Raw genomic sequence first — 16,594 nt, 5'->3', positions numbered from 1 at the left:
AATGAGTCCCGCGCGCGGTGTGAACAGTGAGAGAACGAGTGTGGAGCACGGACTCAGCCGCCGTGACGTCCACCATGGCGGCCGCCCTTCCCGCGATGACCACCGTCCTTGCCGCCTGTGCCGCCCGCGGCGAGCATGGCATCCCAGAGCGCCTGCTGTTCCGCTGTGAGGAGGGCGCGGATGGCATCGAGCGTGGCCTGGTTGATTGCGAGCACCGCGGCGCGGAAGCCTTCGGGATCGCCCTTATACTGTAGGCGTGCGGCCTGGATCTGTGCATCCTGCGCACGAAGCAGATCGGCGACGGAAAGCTTCTGTTCCGCGGTGAAGGTCACAACGGCATCCCAGCGCGCGATCTGTCCGGCAATGCGGAGTTCCAGCATCTTCTGATGACGGGCCTGGCGTTCGGCCTCGATCTTGGCGAGCAGTTCCTCGGTTTTTGCAACCTGTTCGGCCGTGAGGATGCCGCCGCTGTTATTGGCGCCCTTGATGATCTCCATGAGCTTGTCATGTTCGGCCTTGAGCGCGGCCGCCTTGGCTGTCGCGTCGAGAGTGGAGTCGGCCGCAATGACGGCGCGCGTGGCGTTCGACGCGTTGATGGCCGCCTTGATCAAGTCGATCTGTTCCTGCGTGATGGTGGTGTCGGCTTTCAGGGCCGCGCGGAGGTACATCAGTGCCGCCATGTCGAAGTAGCGGCGGGGGTGCACACCGCGGTCGTCGAGCAGCGAAGGGGCGACGCCGTCGATGAATCCGTTCACCTTCGAGCTCAAGTCGCTGCTCATGATCGACGAGAAATCTTCGTCCAGATAAAACATTTCTGCGAGTTCTGCTTCCTGCGCGGCAGTTGTCAGGAGTGCGGGCGCGTTTGCCGAGATATCGGACGAACCCGCGCCGGGTGCATTCAGCGACGAGTCCTTGCTGCACGCGCTGATGGCAAGCGCGGCGACGATGAGTGCGGCAAAAAGTGAGTGCTTCATTGTATTGCTTCCTTGGATGATGATGTTGGTTGTTCGCGCGTGCGCATCCTCCGACTCCGGGCCCATGGAACCGCTGCAGTTCGGTTCCGGCGAGTGGCGATGTCTCTGCGCATCGGACACAGGAATGATGCACGATGCGGCCCGGTGGTTACAGGGAAAAAAATATACTTGGATGCGCTGTAACCTCTTTTGCGTGCGCGCTGTCGCGGATGTGCCGCGGGCCAGTGCGAACAAAGAAGACATGCAGGGATTTTTCTCGCCGAGCGCGGTGTGATGCAGTGTGCGGAAGTATTCTCGTTGGAATCGCGGTGTGTGATGCCGCCGCGTGACTTTTGCGCGCGGGAATCGAGTTTCCCGGGGAATGTGTATCATAGCAGTGTTTTCCTGGAGGATTCGATGCGTGTGGCGGTACTTATCGTTGTAAGTTTCGGAATCGCGACCGGTATTGTTCGGGCGCAATATGTGGGGATAGATGCGGCCGGAGCGGCGCAGGTGGAGGAGACGGTCGCTGATTGGATGCAGCGCAGCAGAACGGTCGGCTGCTCGGTGGGGCTCGTAAAGGCCGGACGGATTGTGTACTTGAATGGATTCGGATATCGGGATCTGGTACTCCGAATCCCGGCCACGGAATACACGATGTACCGCACGGCTTCTGTCGCCAAACCCTTTACGGCCGTGCTCGCCCTGCAACTCGCGGAAGAACAGCGACTGCAACTCGCCGCCGACGTGCGGACGCTCGTGCCGGAATATCCAGCAAAACCACAGGGCATGATCAAGATCGGACATCTGCTCACGCATCGATCGGGCATCCGCAATTACGACGAACTCGATTCCACCGCCATGCGCGCCTACGAACCGGCCCATCGCGCGTATAATGCACTGGATGCACTCTCCATCTTCAGGAACGGAAGTCTGTCCTTTGTTCCCGGCACCTCGTATCAATACTCGACCTTCGGTTTCAATCTGCTCGGCGCTGCAATCGAACGCGCGTCGGGTGTGCCGTATCAGGAATTGCTCGAGACCCGCATCCGCCGACGCCTTGCGCTGCCCTATCTGCAGCCGGAAGTGGCCGTCCTTCGTCCCTATCCCGGAGAAGCAAAAGGATACCACCTGCTCTCGAATACACCGTACGAAACCAAGGACGATGTGGGCATCCTCTATAAAGTGCCCGGCGGCGGCCTGATTTGCACAGTGGTGGATCTCTGCGGCTTCATGAACGGACTCATGGGCGGCCGTCTCTACGACAGTGCCGGGACTCTCGAAATTATGGGCACGGTAATGTCGCCCGAAGCTTCGATGGGACTCGGCATGTTTGTCGCATCACACAACGGCAACCGGACCTTGCATCACGCGGGCGGACAATTAAAAACGTCCACCTATATCATCTGTGAACCTGCCACGGGTAACGGCGTGGCCGTGATGACGAACACACTCCAGGCGCCCGCCACGGCACTCGGCAACACGCTGCTCGATCTTCTCGCGTCACTGCAGCCCGAGGGACCGGAATACACGCCGCCACCGGACACGCTGCCTGCGCCACTCCTGCATTTGCCGGCCCAGGACGACATCGTCCAGACATCGACCGCACGACTGCAGTGGGGGGACGTCGCATTTGCGGACCGCTACATCGTACAAATCGACACAACAGCGCAGTTCACCGTGGCGAGGAGCGACACCGTGCGCACGACGGAATCGCTGCGCGCGTCACTGCGTCTGGGCGCCACGTATCACTGGCGCGTGAAGGCGCTGAATCCATTTCTCTACAGGGGTGTGCAGGGGGCGTGGAGCAACACCGGGCGTTTCCGGGCGGCCGATCCAACACACGCGGAACAGTTTCCGACGGAAGCAGATGTGGAATGGCCGCGTGTGTTTCCAAACCCGGCGCGTGGGCTCATCACTGTTGAAATCCCGCAGCACGGACACGTCGGAGCATTCACACTTTCGACGATCGATGGGCGGATCACACGGCGTTGGCACGTCGAGGGATCGTCTCCTCAGCAGCTTGACCTTCACGGAATCGCACCCGGCTACTACATCATACGCGCCGAAGGGAGTACCCGATGGGCGGGCGTGCTGCTGCGGTGATGCACCGTGTAGTCCGGATTCCGGCCGCATGGAACGAAGAGAGACGCGTGTATCGGCACACCGGATAATGTGCGCGAGGGAACTGCTACAGGCACAGTTGCCTTTTCCATCTCAGCCGAGTTTTCTCAACTCGGCGCCATAGGTGTCGAAGACCTGACGAATATGGGACACCGCGGCGTTGTACCGCAATGTGTACTGTTCCGCGAATCGTCCACGGTTGTATAGTCCGTTCGATGCGCCGCTTGCCGGGAGATCGTCGACAGCGATGTCATCATGGTGGGGAAGGGCCATACGCCATTTCATCCTTCTGTCACGGATGCCATCCGCCCATGAGGATGCTTCGGGAGGGACGCCGAAATCACCCGGGAGCCGCCAGCGTCCGCTGAGCAGTGCTCCGTCCCACACCGACACGCGCTGTGCATCGGTACCCTGCCATGGTGTTGCGGGACGGAAGCTGTTTATCGCGAAGTCGCTCGAGTTGCCGTAGTCGGGACGGCGCGCAAGTGCCGCGTCACGCCACTGTGTATCCTTGGCGAGCAGGAGTGCGCCGGACTGGTCGCGCTGTGCAAAGTGGGCGTACGAGGTGTGCGCATAGAAATCGGCGATGCTGTGCGCAGCGCGGGAAAAGACTCGTACCATGTCGCGGTTCGCCGGATCGAGGCACGAATCCAATCGCGTGCGTGCGCGGTTCCAGCTCTCCGTGATATATCCGCTGTCGAAGTGATCAAGCGGATCGTATTGCCAGGGCAGATCTATTTCGGCGACCGTTTTTTCGGGATCGTTCAGGAACACAATGTATTCCTGATTCAGGAGATTGGTGAGAACAGGCAGGGATGGATTCCACGCTGCGATCGCATCCAGCACGATGCTTTTGTGCACCTTTCCCGCGAAGCGCGGATTAAAACGTGTCCATTGCGCGCGGAGACCGACGCGGTCGCGGAACGAGTGACCTGAAGCGGCCGCGTAGGTCCAGAGATGATCCGCATTAAAACCGAAGGATGGTGTGTATTCGATTTTCTCGGTCGGAAGGACGCCGCGTTGTGTACTGTCCGCTGCCGATGGCGCGAGAGGTTCGACGATGCACCAGCGGCCGAGTTCGTTTTTATAAACGACCCACATGTGATCGTAGCTGCGCGCACTCCGTTGTCCATGTACTGTCACGGTGCCGAGGCATACCCGTACGTTATAGCCGCTGACGCCCGATGCGAGCATCATCGATGCGAGGAGGAAGGCCAGATCCTCACAATCACCGGTTCCGAGCCGGAGGGTCTCGTCGGGGAATTGCCAATACCCCTTGCCGGAATCGCGGCGATAGCGTACTCGCTGCGACACAATGTGGCGGATGGCCTCGACGCGGTAATCAAAGGAGCCCGGATCATTCGATCTGAAGAAGTCCCACATATCCGCATACCGACCGAACAGGCGCCGCGGTCCGCCCGGCCCTGTCCCTCGAGCCAGCTTCTGGCGGAGTTCATATCTCAAGGTCGCGTGAATGACCGCATTATTGGTGTCGGTAAGAAATTCCCGCACATCGATGTCGTACGAGGGGGATGATCGACGGCCTACCACGGGCCGCGCGGAGGGGACGACGCAGTCGTGCACAATCATTCCGCCATCGTATGCCGCGCCTGCCAGAGCAATCGGGCTGGGGTGAAGACACATGTTGCCTCCTGAAGGATTTCCGGGAATCGAGCAAAATAGTAAACACTCCCTGAACCGTATCCAAACCGTGTCACGCGGATTTGACATCCCTGTGACATGCGCCCTGTGCGTGCAGGGTAGCTTTGTACTGTAATTCACGCACTCATCACGCAGCAAGGAGGAACGGTCATGGAAACGCAGGGTATGCTGTTCTGGACCGGTTTCGCGTTGGCCGTCTCGGTGGTGGTCACCGCGTGCACGTTGTTGTATTTCGCGATCCGGGGCTCGGGCCCGGGCTCGCTCATGTGGCACGAGTAAGAAGGAGTTGAGACGATGAAAGCCCTCATGTTCGGAATTGTGCTAAACGCATTGCTGCTGGGTCTCGGCGCGTCATTGCCGTACACCCCGAATCCTCCGGTGCCAACGGTGTCCTCCCCATCCGCGGTCTACTCGTCGGCGCCCTTTCGCGCGGGCGAGGTGCTGCGGTACTCGGTGAAATGGAGCTTTGTCCGCCTGGGCACCATCGAACTGCGCCAGGGTGCGCCGGCGCAGGGTGGCGGGCCGATCCGCCCCGTGCGTCTCACGGTGCTCTCGGCCTCGGGCTTGCCGTTCATCGATGTGCGCCTGCGCGAGGAGTCACAGCTCGACGTGGCAGATCCGCGCCTACGCGACTGTCTCGTGCGGCGCGAGCATGATCCGCGCGAAGTGAAACACTATACCTACGACATTCTCAACGAACTCTTCGCCCTCGAGCTGCGACCCGATGGGAAACCGGCAACGCGACAGCAGCGGCGCGAGGCACAGCGTCCGCACGACGCGGCCGGACTGCTGATGATGCTTCGAGGGTATGCCGGAAGTGGCGCCACATTCACCGTGCCCACACTTATGGATTTCACGATTCAGCGCTCGCGGGTCTCGTTCCCGCGCGCCGTCGAGACGCTGGAAGTGCCGGCATTTGACGACGAGGAAGTGCCCGCGCATCGCGTGGAGGTGCGCTCGTCGTGGACCGACGAATCCGCGGGCGGCATGGGCGGCAATTTCGATCTCTGGTGCACGACCGATGCAGCGGCCATCCCACTTCGCGCGGAAATCGAGATCGCCCTGGGATCGATCGTGATAGAACTCGAATCGTGCACGCGGCCCGGCTGGAGCCGCGGCACGCTTGGTGACGCGACGGGGTCGCGCGCGGCACAGGCGGGAGGTGGACAATGAAAACCCTGGTCACCGGAGCATCGGGCTTCATCGGAGCCCGGCTCGTCGAAGAACTGCTTCGTCACGGTGAGATTGTGGTTGCCCTGTGCAGGCACAGCTCCGACACAACACGGCTGGAAGCGCTCGGAGTGGACGTCCGCCGCGGCTCCCTCGACTCGACGTCCGATCTTCGTGCAGCGATGCACGGATGTGATCACATCTATCACCTGGCGGCGTTTGCCGCAACCTGGGCGCGCGACGAGGCGGCCGCCCGACGGGTCAATACTGATGCACTGCGCATGCTCTTCGACGCGGCCCGCGCCGAGTCGGTGTCACGCGTGGTGTATACATCGACGATCATGACATACGGTCCGAGCCGCGGATCGGTGATAACCGAGGACACCACACGCAGCACTGCCGCCGACACGCTATACGAGCGCAGCAAGATCGAGGGCGAGGAGATCGTGGCGCAGGCGGTGCGTGCAGGGCTCGATGTCGTGACCGTCCATCCGACCCGCGTGTTTGGTCCGGGGAAACTCACGGAGGCAAATTCCGGGTCGCTGATGATACGCGGGTACATGCGCGGCACATGGCGCAGTATGCCGGGCAATGGCAGTGCGGCCGGGAACTATGTGTTTGTGGACGATGTGGTGCGCGGCTGCATCGCGGCCATGGATCGAGGCGTCCGCGGCGGACATTATATACTCGGCGGTACAAACGCAACGTACAGCGAGTTCTATGACAGCATCGGCCGCGCCGCGGGGAAGAAGCGTGTGCTTATCGGCATTCCGTACGGTGCGGCGAGAATGTTTGCCGCCGTCGAAGTGTTGCTTGGGCGGATCGGCCTCAAACATCCGGCGATCACGCCCGCGTGGGTCGATGTGTTTTACGACGATTGGATCTGTTCGAGCGCACGGGCTGAACGCGAACTCGGATATCGTCCCACATCCCTCGACGAGGCGCTGCGAGCAACCGTTGCATGGTTGCGTGGCCCGAAGGAGGCATTGTCATGAAAAGCGCACTTTCGATTCCCCGCTTACTGCCGCAGTCCGGCGTGACGGACGTGCGAGTGGCGTTTGTGCTGTTGCCCGCGCTGCTCGTCACTCTGCTGCACCGCGACCTGTGCGCGGTCGACGCGCTGCCCGCGACGGGAGTGCTCGGCGACATGAGCATACGAGTGTGGACGTACTATGCTTGCACATTCTTCCTGTTCGGGGCGGTGCCGATGATGATCGTACGAGGCGTGTTGCATGAGCAACCGGTTGACTACGGGCTGCGTGCGGGCGACTGGCGTTTCGGGCTTCCACTCACAGTCCTGCTGCTCGCGGGGTTTGCGATTCTCACTTTCGCCGCGCCGGCGGGACTCGATCCGCTGCGACGTGTGTATCCCGTCGATCCGGGCGCGATGGATTCGCCCGCTCTCTTTCTGCGTCATGCCACGCTGCGACTCGTGCTCTTTTACACCGCGTGGGAGTTTCTGTTCCGCGGTTTCCTTCTTCAGGGCTTACGCGGCACGGTGAGCGACGCCACGGCGGTGATGATACAGACGCTGCCCTCGGCGCTGTGGCACATAGGATATCCAACAAGTGAAATCTACGCCTCGGTGGCGGGCGGCCTCCTCTTCGGGTGGCTTGCCTTGCGCACGCGCTCGCTGCTCTGGCCGCTGCTCCTGCATGCGGGCGTCGGCATCATCACGGATCTGGCCATTACACTCACACGGTGACATCATGGATTCCCTGAAAAAGCTGTCTCGTGACACGCGCCGGATCCTGGCCGCTGTTGCACTCGTTTCCACGCTGCTGCTTCTCGCAGTACTGCTGTTCCCGAGCCATGTCACGGATGTTACCGCGGCCACCCGTGCCTGTGGCGTGTGTCTCGCAACCGTGCTGATGCTGGGTCTGATTCTGCCCCGGCTCCAGGAAGCGGGACGCAGTCTGCTGCTCGCCGCGGGTCTGCTCTTCGTCACAGGGCAGTTGTTTAATGCGAGCGCTTTTGTACAGCACCTGCTGGTGCCGGGTTGGAAGGACGCGGAACTGCTCGCACTGGACACGGTTCTCTTCGGCGGCGAACTGTCGGAGCGTTTGCAAGGTATCACGCACCCCGTTCTCACCGAGTGGCTCATGGCCGCGTATGTGCTCTACGTGCCGATGCTGCCGCTCACCGCATGGTTGTGCCGACGGTACGGGGGCACGGTCGCAATGGAGCGATATCTCCTGCACCTTGTATACGTGTACCTGGCCTGCGATGTCGGATTCATCCTCTACCCGGTTGCGAGTCAGATGTACTTTGGCTCAGCGATATACACGGTGCCTCTCGAAGGCGGATACTTCACCATGGCAGGCGAATGGATGCGCTCGACGCTGCACTTCCCGGGCGGGAGTCTGCCGAGTCCGCACTGCGCCGCAGGCGCGGTGATGCTTGCGCATCTGCTCATAAATAAAAGATCCATAGGTCTGATATTCGCGCCTCTGCTCGCGAGCATATTCCCGGCAACCGTGTACTTGCGTTATCACTACGTGTGGGACGGCCTCGCGGGCATCACACTCGCGGGATTGATTGTATATCCTCTGCTTGCGGAGAAGATCAGCGGGACGGAAGGCGGAGTGCGCACTATCGTGCCGCGGGCATGGTGTAATGCGCGGCTGGGATTGATCCGCCGCAAAAGCCGGGGCGAAGACAAGACGACGGAGACCATGTACGGGTCGTCGTCGGTGGTTCAGCATTGACGGTTCGTCTTTCATCTTTCCCTTTGTGTGATTTGCCTAACGGAGGTCCATCATGAAAACTCTCATCACGGGCGGAAGCGGTTTCATCGGGAGCCATCTTGTCGAAAATTTGATCGAGGACGGCTGGGATGTGACGGTCGTTTCGAAGGACGCGATGTTCAGCGCGGCGCTGGAGGCAACGGGCGCGCGGGTGCATCTTGCGGATATCAGGGATGCGGCGGCCATGGCGCCGTTGCTGGCGGATGTAGATGTGGTGTTCCATCTCGCGGGGGTGACGCGATCACGCGACACGGCTGGATATTACCGCGGCAATCACCTCGCGACACGCGATTTTCTGCATACCTGCGCCGCGCACGCGGGATCGCTGCAGCGTTTTGTGTATGTGAGCAGTCTGACTGCAGTGGGGCCGCGTCTCGGAATCCAGGAGGTCACCGAACTCACGCCGTATCACCCTGTGTCGCATTATGGACGGAGCAAGATGCTGGCGGAGATCGAGGTGCTCGACATGGCCGACCGGCTGCCTGTCACCATCGTGCGCCCCAGCGGGGTGTATGGCCCGCGCGACCGCGACCTCTTCCGCTACTTCACCATGATTCATCGCGGCATCGAACCACTCATCCGTTCGGGTTCGCAGGAATTGAACTTTGTCCATGTGGCCGACGTGGTCCGCGGCATCCGCGCAGCAGCGCTGCATCCCGCGGCTCTGGGCGAGGTGTTTTTTATCGGCGACGCGGTCAACCATACCTCCGCCGAAATCTGCGGCGCCGTCGCCATGGCGCAGGACCGCCGGCCGCTCGTATTCTCTCTCCCCGCCTCACTGGTCTATCTGACGGGCGCCATCGGCGAGGGAGCGGGGCGTATGCTCCGCCGCGAGGTTTTCTTCAATCTTCAGAAGGTGCGTGAAGCCCTGCAGGATGCATGGACCTGTTCGATTCACAAGGCCCGCGTGCTGATCGGGTATGAACCGCGCGTGGCTCTCGCCGAGGGCATACTTTCGACGTATGAATGGTACCGCCGCGAAGGATGGATGGGGCGGTAACGTCGGCGAATGAAATTGACTGCTCGATCAGGCGGCTGAGGCGAAAGCCAGCACGTGGCCATCTGGATCCGCGAGGTACACAACGGTGTGACCCCAGTCGCGTGCCTGCGCGGGGCTCAGCAGCACGGCGCCGGCGGCAAGGGCGCGCGCGAGGAAGGCGTCGATGGAGTCGAGGAGCAGATACAATTCGGCGCGCGGGATGCCCTGCGCGAGTGAGGGATCAGGAACGGCTGTCCCCAGCAGACGGCGGATGCCGGATTCGGGCATGATGCCGAGCACACCGCCACCCGGAAGGACAAACTCCGTCATGCCGGGCACATCGAGGCGCGGCGCGGATGCGAGCACTGCGCCGTAGAAATCGGTACTGCGCCGCTGATCGGATACGTACAGAATGAACAGGGTCTCGGGTATCATGTCGTTTATGGCGCAAGCCGCGCGCGAAGGAGTGGCACCAGGACGGGATCATTGCCCGGCTCCGCAAGCAGAATCTCCTGAGCGGAGCGCGGCTGAAGCGCGAAGAGCTGCGCGAGCACCATGCGCGTGTTGGACGATGGCCGCGCCGTGAGCAGGACGCGGAAGAGGCGCTCGTCGAGCGGTCCGGCCGCACGCCGCTCGCGGTAGGCGATCAGATTTTCCGCGAGCACGGCCGCGACCTCGGTGTTTGAACTCCGCGCCAGAACCGTGTCGGCCAGCCGCTCCAGCAGAGCGAAGGCCGCGCGCCGCGCCTGCGCCCCAACGGTGTTTTCTTCCACAGCGCAGGTCTGCCGCAGAAAGATTTCGAAGACGTCCGGCACACGTGTTTCAATCACGCTGTACGAGCATTCGGCGGACACGCGGATCGGGCGGCGTGTCTCGACATCCACACATTGCACGGATGTTTCGGTCGTATACGGACCCGGCGGCAACACCGGCCGGATCGCACAGTTGCCCGCCACGCCGGCATCGTCAAAATCCTGAAACATCACGAGACTGTCACCCGGCGCCAGACGTATATCGCGCTGCGAGAGTTGTCCGTGCAGTGCCTCGCGCAGACGTCTGCTCGCTGCGTGCCGCAGCACGCCGGGTTCATCGGCGAGGGAGATAAGGTGCGGCACGTCGATCGCGCGGTCGGATCCGTTCACGATGGTCACGCGGAAACTCACGCGTTCAGGATAACGGAAGAACATTTGTGTTGGCGCGATGCTCACCCGCGTCTTTCCTTCCCGCAACATCTGTGCGCAACCTGGGAAGAGCAGGATTAGTACAAGAATCGGGAAAATGCTGCGGAAGTGCATCACATCACTCCGATTGTGAGAGGTTCTCCGTTACATCGCGTCGTCGTACTTCAGCGCGTCGTCCTTGCGCTTCGGCGGCGTGCCGAAATTCCATGTGAGGCCGAGATAGACGACGCGGGAATCGCGCGTCACGCGCACTGTCTGCCGCAGCTCGGGCGTGTCAAACCAGGTCTCGCGTTTCATGCTGCGGAAGATGTCGCCCGCGGTGAGTACGGCGGTGAGTCGTCCGTCGAGGAATTGCTGGCGCAGCCCGAGGTTCACGACATAGGTCGCCGCGTTTTCACCCTGCGGCGTCAGTCGCGCGGAATTGTAGCGCGCGTTCGCTTGCAGCATTGTGGACGCGGTCACATGCACGTTGCAGGTGAGCGTACCCCTCCAGCTCACGGTCGCCTTGTCGGCGCCGAAGCCCAGCGACGTGGCGTCGATGCGGTTGTGGAACACGTTGCCGGAGAGTGTGGCACTGAAGATGCCGTCGGCGCTCGCAGTGAGAATTCCCTCCAGTCCCGCACTCTCGTCGCTGTCGAGATTCTCGCGCGTTGAAAAAAACGTGGAGTCCGGAAGCACGTGTGTGACCCATGTGAAACGGTTGTAGGTGTAGCGGTAATACAGCGACGGGATGAACGAGAACAGCTCGCTTTCGTATTTCAGGCCGCCTTCGATCGAGTGCACGTATTCCGGCAGGAGTTTCGGATTGCCGGCCCAGCGCGTCTTCGGATCGCTGTATTCGGGGAAGGGATTGAGGTCGTCGCCGTCGGGACGGTTTGTGCGCTTGCTGTAATTCACCTGCACTTCTGAAAGTTCGCCGAGCCGGTACGACAGATGCAGCGAGGGATAGAGCCGGAAGTATTCACCCGGCGTGACGGCGCCGAGCGTGACAAGATCGGCGTGTGTGTACGCCTGCTCGGCGCGGATGCCGCCAAGCATTCCCAAGGCGCCGATCGACGATTGATACGTGGCGTACACAGCGTGCAGTCCCTCGCGATACTCGAAGATGTGACTGTGCGCCGTGTCGGGTGTAAAACGCTGCGACAGCGCGTCGAACAGCGACACGCGGAAGTCGGATCGGGTGGATGAGAAATTCCCCTCATAACCGGTTTCGAATTTTGATCCGTCCTCGAAGGGACGCGAGTAATCGAGCGAGAGGCGTGTCGTGTTTTCGTCGATGTGATTGCGCGTGTTGTCGCGCGTCGGATCGGCAACGGGAAACACGAAGGAGTTGATGCTGCGGCTGTCCTCCTCTTCCGATGCGCCCGACGTCGAAAGTTCCGCGCGCAGAGTGTGCTCGTCGCCGAACTCGCGCTCAAAAAATGTGTTGCCGCTGTATTCGATTTCGTACTCGTCGTCGATGCGGTCGCGCGCGCTTTCGGAGGTGTATGTCCCCGCGGCGTCGCGCCACACTTTTGTGGTGTGATCAAAACGTGTCACGTCGTGGCGGAAGAATTCGCCCGACATGCCCGCCGAATATCCGTCACCGAGGTCGGACTCGAGCCCCAGACTCGCAGTATGCGAGAGCGGCCGCGCGCTGGTTTTTGCATCTTCGCGATACGTGCCGGGCGACGATGAGACGGGACCCTGTTCGCGCGTATCCACACTGATGCGGTTGCGCGCGTCGCGGCGTATCGCGTACCCGCCGTAGAGGTTCAGTCCGTCCGGTTTGTAATTGAGCCGGAGATTTGCGTTGACACGGTCCTGATTTCCGACATTGGCCGTCACCGAACCATTGAGTCCGAGATCCGCGTCCTTTTTCAACACGATGTTGATGATACCCGCGGTGCCGTCGGGCTTGTACTTGGCGGAGGGGTTGGTGATGACCTCGATGCGTTCGAGCGCGCCCGCGGGCATCTGCTGCAGGACGGTGGCGCTGCTGCGTCCCATCAGAGGCGAATTTTTTCCGTTGACGAGGATGAGCACATTCGAGGAGCCGCGCAGACTCACGTTGCCCTCGATGTCGACTTCGACGGAGGGGATGTTCTGCAGCACGTCACTGGCGGATCCGGCGGAGGCCGCGACGTCCTGTCCCACAGTGTACACCTTCCGGTCTATCTCGTTGTTCTGCGCGAGCCGCTCGCGGCTCACCACCACTTCATCGAGTGTCACCGCGGTTTCCTCGAGCATCACAACGCCGAGTTTTTCCTCGTCTTTTCCTGAACCGATGCGGAACGGTTTCGAGTACGCGGTCCCGTATCCAATCATGGAGAAGCGGCAGAGATAGTCGCCCGGTCCTAGCCCCGTCACGCGGAAGGCGCCGTTCTTTTCCGTGACAGTGCCGGTCACCACCGCGCTGTCGCCGCGTGCGAGCACGGCCACGTTCACAAACTCGAGTGCCCGGCCCGTGGCCTTGTTCCGCACCGTGCCGCTGGCGCTGCCCGAGGGTGCGGATTGCGCGCATACGTCCGAATACGATGCGGCCGCAAGAGCCAGGATCAGACAGAGGCGTCGTATCACCGTCATACCACAGGCCGCAGGAAAAACGCCGGCAGAGAGCATCCCGCGCAGCGGGCGCCGCCCCGGACCGGAAAATCGGATATGTGAGTCCTGTATCTGATCATCCGTGCTCTGGGGCATCCGTCCGGCTCACCGCTGCATCATTTTATGCTGACGATTTCGATCTCGAACGTCAATTCCTTGCCGGCCAGCGGATGATTTGCATCGAGCGTGACATGTGTATCGGTGATCTCTGTGACCCGCACGGGGAACTGGCTTCCGTCGTTGTTGTGGAGCGTGAGTTCCATGCCGAGTTCCGGAACGATTTCGGGCGGGATGTCCGATTTTTTCGCCTCGATGATGTACGATTCGCTGAATTCGCCATAGGCCTCGGCGGGCGGGATGGTGACACGTGTGGAGTCACCGACCGCGAGCCCGATCACCGCCCTGTCGAAGCCGGGGATCACCTGTCCGCGCCCGACAATAAAACCGAGCGGGTTCTGTCCGCGTGAAGAGTCGAACACGGTTCCATCGGCCAGCGAACCCGTGTAATGCACCTGTACTGTGTCTCCCTTTTTAACCTGCGCCATCGCGGCACCTCTTTTCTGTTGAATGTGAGCGGCCGCGCCGCAACTGATCCATACAAAGTACGGCATGAAACGCAGAAACCCGAAGGCCGGCCGATTTCCGGGACAGGCGCCGGTGTGCGATATTACAATCTTCACATCGAATACCCCACAAGTCTCGAAACTGGAAACATGCAGCAGGATTCGTCGACCATACTGTTCGCGCTGGCCGTGACCGCGTTTGCGGGACTCTCGACAGGCATCGGGAGCGCGATCGCGTATTTCGCGAAGCGGACGAATTTCCGTTTCCTGTCGTTCGCGCTCGGATTTTCCGGCGGTGTGATGCTGTACGTGTCGTTCACCGAAATACTCGCGAAGGCCGACGCTTCCCTGGCGGAATTGTACGGACAGCCGGCGGCGGGGTGGATCACGACAGGCGCATTTTTCCTCGGCATCGTGGTGATGATGATCATCGACCGGCTCGTACCCGACGCCGAGAATCCCCACGAGCTGACACCACGTTCACAAATCGCAACCTATCAATCGCAGGGGGCGTCCGCCGTTCCGGGCAGCGACCCCGCGAGAGATCAGCGGCTGATGCGCATGGGACTCTTTTCGGCGCTGGCCATCGCGATACACAATTTTCCAGAGGGACTCGCGACCTTTCTCGCCGCGATGGAGAATCCGCAGCTTGGCATCGCGATCGGGCTCGCCATTGCGATTCACAACATCCCCGAAGGAATCGCCGTGTCGGTGCCGATCTTTTATGCGACGGGCAGCAGGCGCAAGGCCTTTCTGCACTCGTTTCTCTCGGGGCTTTCGGAACCGATCGGCGGCATCGTCGGCTTCTTCCTCCTGTCGTCGTTCGCGACACCCGAAGCGCTCGGCATCACCTTCGGCGCCGTTGCAGGCATCATGGTGTACATTTCGCTCGACGAACTGCTTCCCACCGCCCGCGAGTACGCCACCGGTCACGAGGTGTTGTACGGGATCATGGGCGGCATGGCGGTGATGGCGGTGAGTCTGTTGCTGGTGCGATGAAACGCGGGTAGGAAAATAGCGTTCAAAATTTGTGAGCAATCCGAAGGGAAACGGTCCGCCATTGAGACTTTGATTCGTTGTGCACGATGCTTCGGAAGCACGGAGGGTACCGCCTGCATATCCACAACTTTCACGCGGCGCATTCCGTTTTTGTTCCCAGTCTGCATATTTTTCGCATACTGTGATCCGATTCCCCCGTCTCTCCCGTTACCTGCCGCGCGCGGCGGCCCTGGGCAAACGCTGGCGCTTCTGGTTCGACGTCGCCGCATTCGTGCGGCCGAACGGCGCGCTGGTGCTCGCAGCGATGGCGGCCGCGGTGCTGCTGACCGAAGACCAGCAGCGGGAGCTGTCGACCTTTTTTGATCCGAACACGTTTTACCCCTTCGCCGCGGTGCTGCTCGGAGCGGTGGTGGTGTTCTACATCGCGATGGTGATACTGCCGTACGCATGGTTCGTGCTCACGTACTATCTGCTGCGCCGCGACCGCAACCAGATCCTCTTCAAGTTTCCGCGCGAATCGTGCGTCCTCGGGGAGTCGTTCGACGTCGATGCGATTCTGCAGCGTAAACTGCGTCTCGTCGCGGGCACGATCAAATTCCGCCTTGTCTTCCATAACTACGATACGACCGACTGGTACTTCCTGCTGCGCAGCCAGCGCCGGCGCGGCGAGCTGTTCAACTCGGCCGACCGCGGCGCCATCGGCAGTTTCGCGCTCGAGTTCCTGCATCTCGGCCGCTATCGCACGCGGTACTCGGTCGTCAAGTTCGAGGATCCGCTCGGCCTCTTTTCGTTGCCCATCATCGAGAAGGAATACCATCCCGCGGAACGCGACAGGAACTTCACCATCTATTCCGTGCCCGCGATGCCCTCCACCGACGCCGCGCCGTATTTCGTGCGCCGCAGAAACGTGCCGTCGGTGTCGGAGCAGAAATTCAAGGTAGCCGAGGACTTCTTCGACAACAAACGGTACGAACCCACGGACGATTCCCGCCGCCTGATGTGGCAGGTGTATGCGCGGACGCGCGAACTGCTAGTGCGCATACCCGAACGCGATTCGGTGGTTGATGCGGATCTGGACCTGCACGTCCTTTTTTACAACTCCTTCGCCTACGCGGGCAGCCCGTTCTTCCGCCGCCGCTACGACGCGTACGTGCAGGATGTCGCGCGTTTTCTCGAGGGGCTGCTGCGCCGCCGCGCGCTGTCGGTGCGCCTGTTCACCGACGACAGCGCGGAATTCCCCTACGAGGACGATCCCAATCTGACACGCGAGGAGAATCTCAAACGCGCGCTCGTCAGCGCCTCGTGGCACAACAGCACACCGCCCGCGCAGTATTTTCAGCGTGTCGCCGCGCGCCGCCTCGACGGACACGAGCGCATCCTCATCCTGAATCCCTTCATCGCGCTCGAGGAAATTCCCTGGGACGAGACCGGACTTTTCCATCACGTGTATCTGCTCGGCGGTGATATCGAGGAAAGCGCGCCGCGCCCTCCGCGCCTCGTGTTCCGTTCGGCGTCGTCGCTGCTCGATACGCTGCCCGACCGCGCGCTGGTGCTGCCGCAGATGCGGCGGATGCGCATGAACTGCATGCAGCTCGCGGCGCGTTGCACGGAGAGTGCCTGATGTACGGGGCGC

The 16,594-nt window shown here is 61.3% G+C and carries 14 protein-coding genes; 8 read left to right on the top strand and 6 right to left on the bottom strand.

The window, feature by feature from the left end; translation table 11 throughout:
• Nucleotides 1–53: 53 nt before the first annotated feature.
• A complete protein-coding gene (locus HY962_10470; GenBank protein ID MBI5647344.1) occupies nucleotides 54–974 on the bottom strand; it encodes a hypothetical protein in 921 nt (306 codons plus the stop codon).
• Between the two features lie 396 nt (nucleotides 975–1,370).
• Between HY962_10470 and HY962_10465 the strand changes: the two genes are divergently transcribed.
• Nucleotides 1,371–3,059, top strand: a complete 1,689-nt coding sequence (locus tag HY962_10465) for a serine hydrolase (GenBank protein MBI5647343.1) — start codon at nucleotides 1,371–1,373, stop codon at nucleotides 3,057–3,059.
• A gap of 111 nt (nucleotides 3,060–3,170) precedes the next feature.
• Here the strand turns inward: HY962_10465 and HY962_10460 are convergent, their stop codons facing one another.
• The gene (locus HY962_10460) at nucleotides 3,171–4,721 is read right to left on the bottom strand and encodes a transglutaminase domain-containing protein (protein MBI5647342.1); all 1,551 of its coding nucleotides are present in this window, start codon (nucleotides 4,719–4,721) and stop codon (nucleotides 3,171–3,173) included.
• Between the two features lie 312 nt (nucleotides 4,722–5,033).
• On the opposite strand from HY962_10460, the gene HY962_10455 reads away from it, so the two are divergent.
• The 5 genes from HY962_10455 to HY962_10435 are packed head-to-tail and all read left to right on the top strand — an operon-like array spanning nucleotide 5,034 to nucleotide 9,656.
• A complete protein-coding gene (locus tag HY962_10455) occupies nucleotides 5,034–5,912 on the top strand; it encodes a DUF3108 domain-containing protein (GenBank protein ID MBI5647341.1) in 879 nt (292 codons plus the stop codon).
• Nucleotides 5,909–6,904: an NAD-dependent epimerase/dehydratase family protein gene (locus HY962_10450; protein MBI5647340.1), complete on the top strand. Its 996-nt coding sequence runs from the start codon at nucleotides 5,909–5,911 to the stop codon at nucleotides 6,902–6,904. Before HY962_10455 ends, HY962_10450 begins: the two co-directional genes overlap by 4 nt.
• Nucleotides 6,901–7,614 (top strand): CPBP family intramembrane metalloprotease, encoded by a 714-nt coding sequence (locus HY962_10445; protein MBI5647339.1) that lies wholly within the window; start codon nucleotides 6,901–6,903, stop codon nucleotides 7,612–7,614. The genes HY962_10450 and HY962_10445 overlap by 4 nt, the downstream gene beginning before the upstream one ends.
• 4 nt (nucleotides 7,615–7,618) lie before the next feature.
• Nucleotides 7,619–8,617 (top strand): phosphatase PAP2 family protein, encoded by a 999-nt coding sequence (locus HY962_10440; GenBank protein ID MBI5647338.1) that lies wholly within the window; start codon nucleotides 7,619–7,621, stop codon nucleotides 8,615–8,617.
• Nucleotides 8,618–8,669: 52 nt separating this feature from the next.
• Nucleotides 8,670–9,656: an NAD(P)-dependent oxidoreductase gene (locus HY962_10435; GenBank protein MBI5647337.1), complete on the top strand. Its 987-nt coding sequence runs from the start codon at nucleotides 8,670–8,672 to the stop codon at nucleotides 9,654–9,656.
• Nucleotides 9,657–9,683: 27 nt separating this feature from the next.
• Here HY962_10435 and HY962_10430 read toward each other — a convergent pair whose 3' ends face one another.
• The 4 genes from HY962_10430 to HY962_10415 form a co-directional block, all read right to left on the bottom strand.
• Complete coding sequence (locus HY962_10430) at nucleotides 9,684–10,070, bottom strand: glyoxalase (GenBank protein ID MBI5647336.1); 387 nt, start codon at nucleotides 10,068–10,070, stop codon at nucleotides 9,684–9,686.
• 5 nt (nucleotides 10,071–10,075) lie between these two features.
• Nucleotides 10,076–10,843 (bottom strand): hypothetical protein, encoded by a 768-nt coding sequence (locus HY962_10425; protein MBI5647335.1) that lies wholly within the window; start codon nucleotides 10,841–10,843, stop codon nucleotides 10,076–10,078.
• A 117-nt stretch (nucleotides 10,844–10,960) separates the two neighbouring features.
• Nucleotides 10,961–13,381: a TonB-dependent receptor gene (locus HY962_10420; GenBank protein MBI5647334.1), complete on the bottom strand. Its 2,421-nt coding sequence runs from the start codon at nucleotides 13,379–13,381 to the stop codon at nucleotides 10,961–10,963.
• A 134-nt stretch (nucleotides 13,382–13,515) separates the two neighbouring features.
• The gene (locus HY962_10415; protein ID MBI5647333.1) at nucleotides 13,516–13,944 is read right to left on the bottom strand and encodes a peptidylprolyl isomerase; all 429 of its coding nucleotides are present in this window, start codon (nucleotides 13,942–13,944) and stop codon (nucleotides 13,516–13,518) included.
• A gap of 168 nt (nucleotides 13,945–14,112) precedes the next feature.
• On the opposite strand from HY962_10415, the gene zupT reads away from it, so the two are divergent.
• Together zupT and HY962_10405 are read left to right on the top strand one after the other, a co-directional pair.
• Nucleotides 14,113–14,961 carry a zinc transporter ZupT gene (gene zupT / locus HY962_10410; protein MBI5647332.1) on the top strand — a complete coding sequence of 283 codons (849 nt, stop codon included), beginning with the start codon at nucleotides 14,113–14,115 and terminating at the stop codon, nucleotides 14,959–14,961.
• A gap of 181 nt (nucleotides 14,962–15,142) precedes the next feature.
• Nucleotides 15,143–16,582, top strand: a complete 1,440-nt coding sequence (locus HY962_10405; GenBank protein MBI5647331.1) for a hypothetical protein — start codon at nucleotides 15,143–15,145, stop codon at nucleotides 16,580–16,582.
• Nucleotides 16,583–16,594: the final 12 nt, after the last annotated feature.

The organism is Ignavibacteriota bacterium, from assembly GCA_016218045.1.
Classification (GTDB): domain Bacteria; phylum Bacteroidota; class Ignavibacteria; order SZUA-365; family SZUA-365; genus JACRFB01.
Note: the sequence above shows the minus strand (reverse complement) of the source record. Positions and strands in the feature narration are given on the sequence as shown.

What these genes read in the sequence shown, in the direction of transcription:
- HY962_10450 (MBI5647340.1), top strand. Translation starts at nt 5,909, where the DNA reads ATGAAAACCCTGGTCACCGGAGCATCGGGCTTCATCGGAGCCCGGCTC.
- HY962_10415 (MBI5647333.1), bottom strand. Translation starts at nt 13,944, where the DNA reads ATGGCGCAGGTTAAAAAGGGAGACACAGTACAGGTGCATTACACGGGT.
- HY962_10430 (MBI5647336.1), bottom strand. Translation starts at nt 10,070, where the DNA reads ATGATACCCGAGACCCTGTTCATTCTGTACGTATCCGATCAGCGGCGC.
- HY962_10460 (MBI5647342.1), bottom strand. Translation starts at nt 4,721, where the DNA reads ATGTGTCTTCACCCCAGCCCGATTGCTCTGGCAGGCGCGGCATACGAT.
- HY962_10435 (MBI5647337.1), top strand. Translation starts at nt 8,670, where the DNA reads ATGAAAACTCTCATCACGGGCGGAAGCGGTTTCATCGGGAGCCATCTT.
- HY962_10455 (MBI5647341.1), top strand. Translation starts at nt 5,034, where the DNA reads ATGAAAGCCCTCATGTTCGGAATTGTGCTAAACGCATTGCTGCTGGGT.
- HY962_10465 (MBI5647343.1), top strand. Translation starts at nt 1,371, where the DNA reads ATGCGTGTGGCGGTACTTATCGTTGTAAGTTTCGGAATCGCGACCGGT.
- HY962_10440 (MBI5647338.1), top strand. Translation starts at nt 7,619, where the DNA reads ATGGATTCCCTGAAAAAGCTGTCTCGTGACACGCGCCGGATCCTGGCC.
- zupT (MBI5647332.1), top strand. Translation starts at nt 14,113, where the DNA reads ATGCAGCAGGATTCGTCGACCATACTGTTCGCGCTGGCCGTGACCGCG.
- HY962_10445 (MBI5647339.1), top strand. Translation starts at nt 6,901, where the DNA reads ATGAAAAGCGCACTTTCGATTCCCCGCTTACTGCCGCAGTCCGGCGTG.
- HY962_10470 (MBI5647344.1), bottom strand. Translation starts at nt 974, where the DNA reads ATGAAGCACTCACTTTTTGCCGCACTCATCGTCGCCGCGCTTGCCATC.
- HY962_10420 (MBI5647334.1), bottom strand. Translation starts at nt 13,381, where the DNA reads ATGACGGTGATACGACGCCTCTGTCTGATCCTGGCTCTTGCGGCCGCA.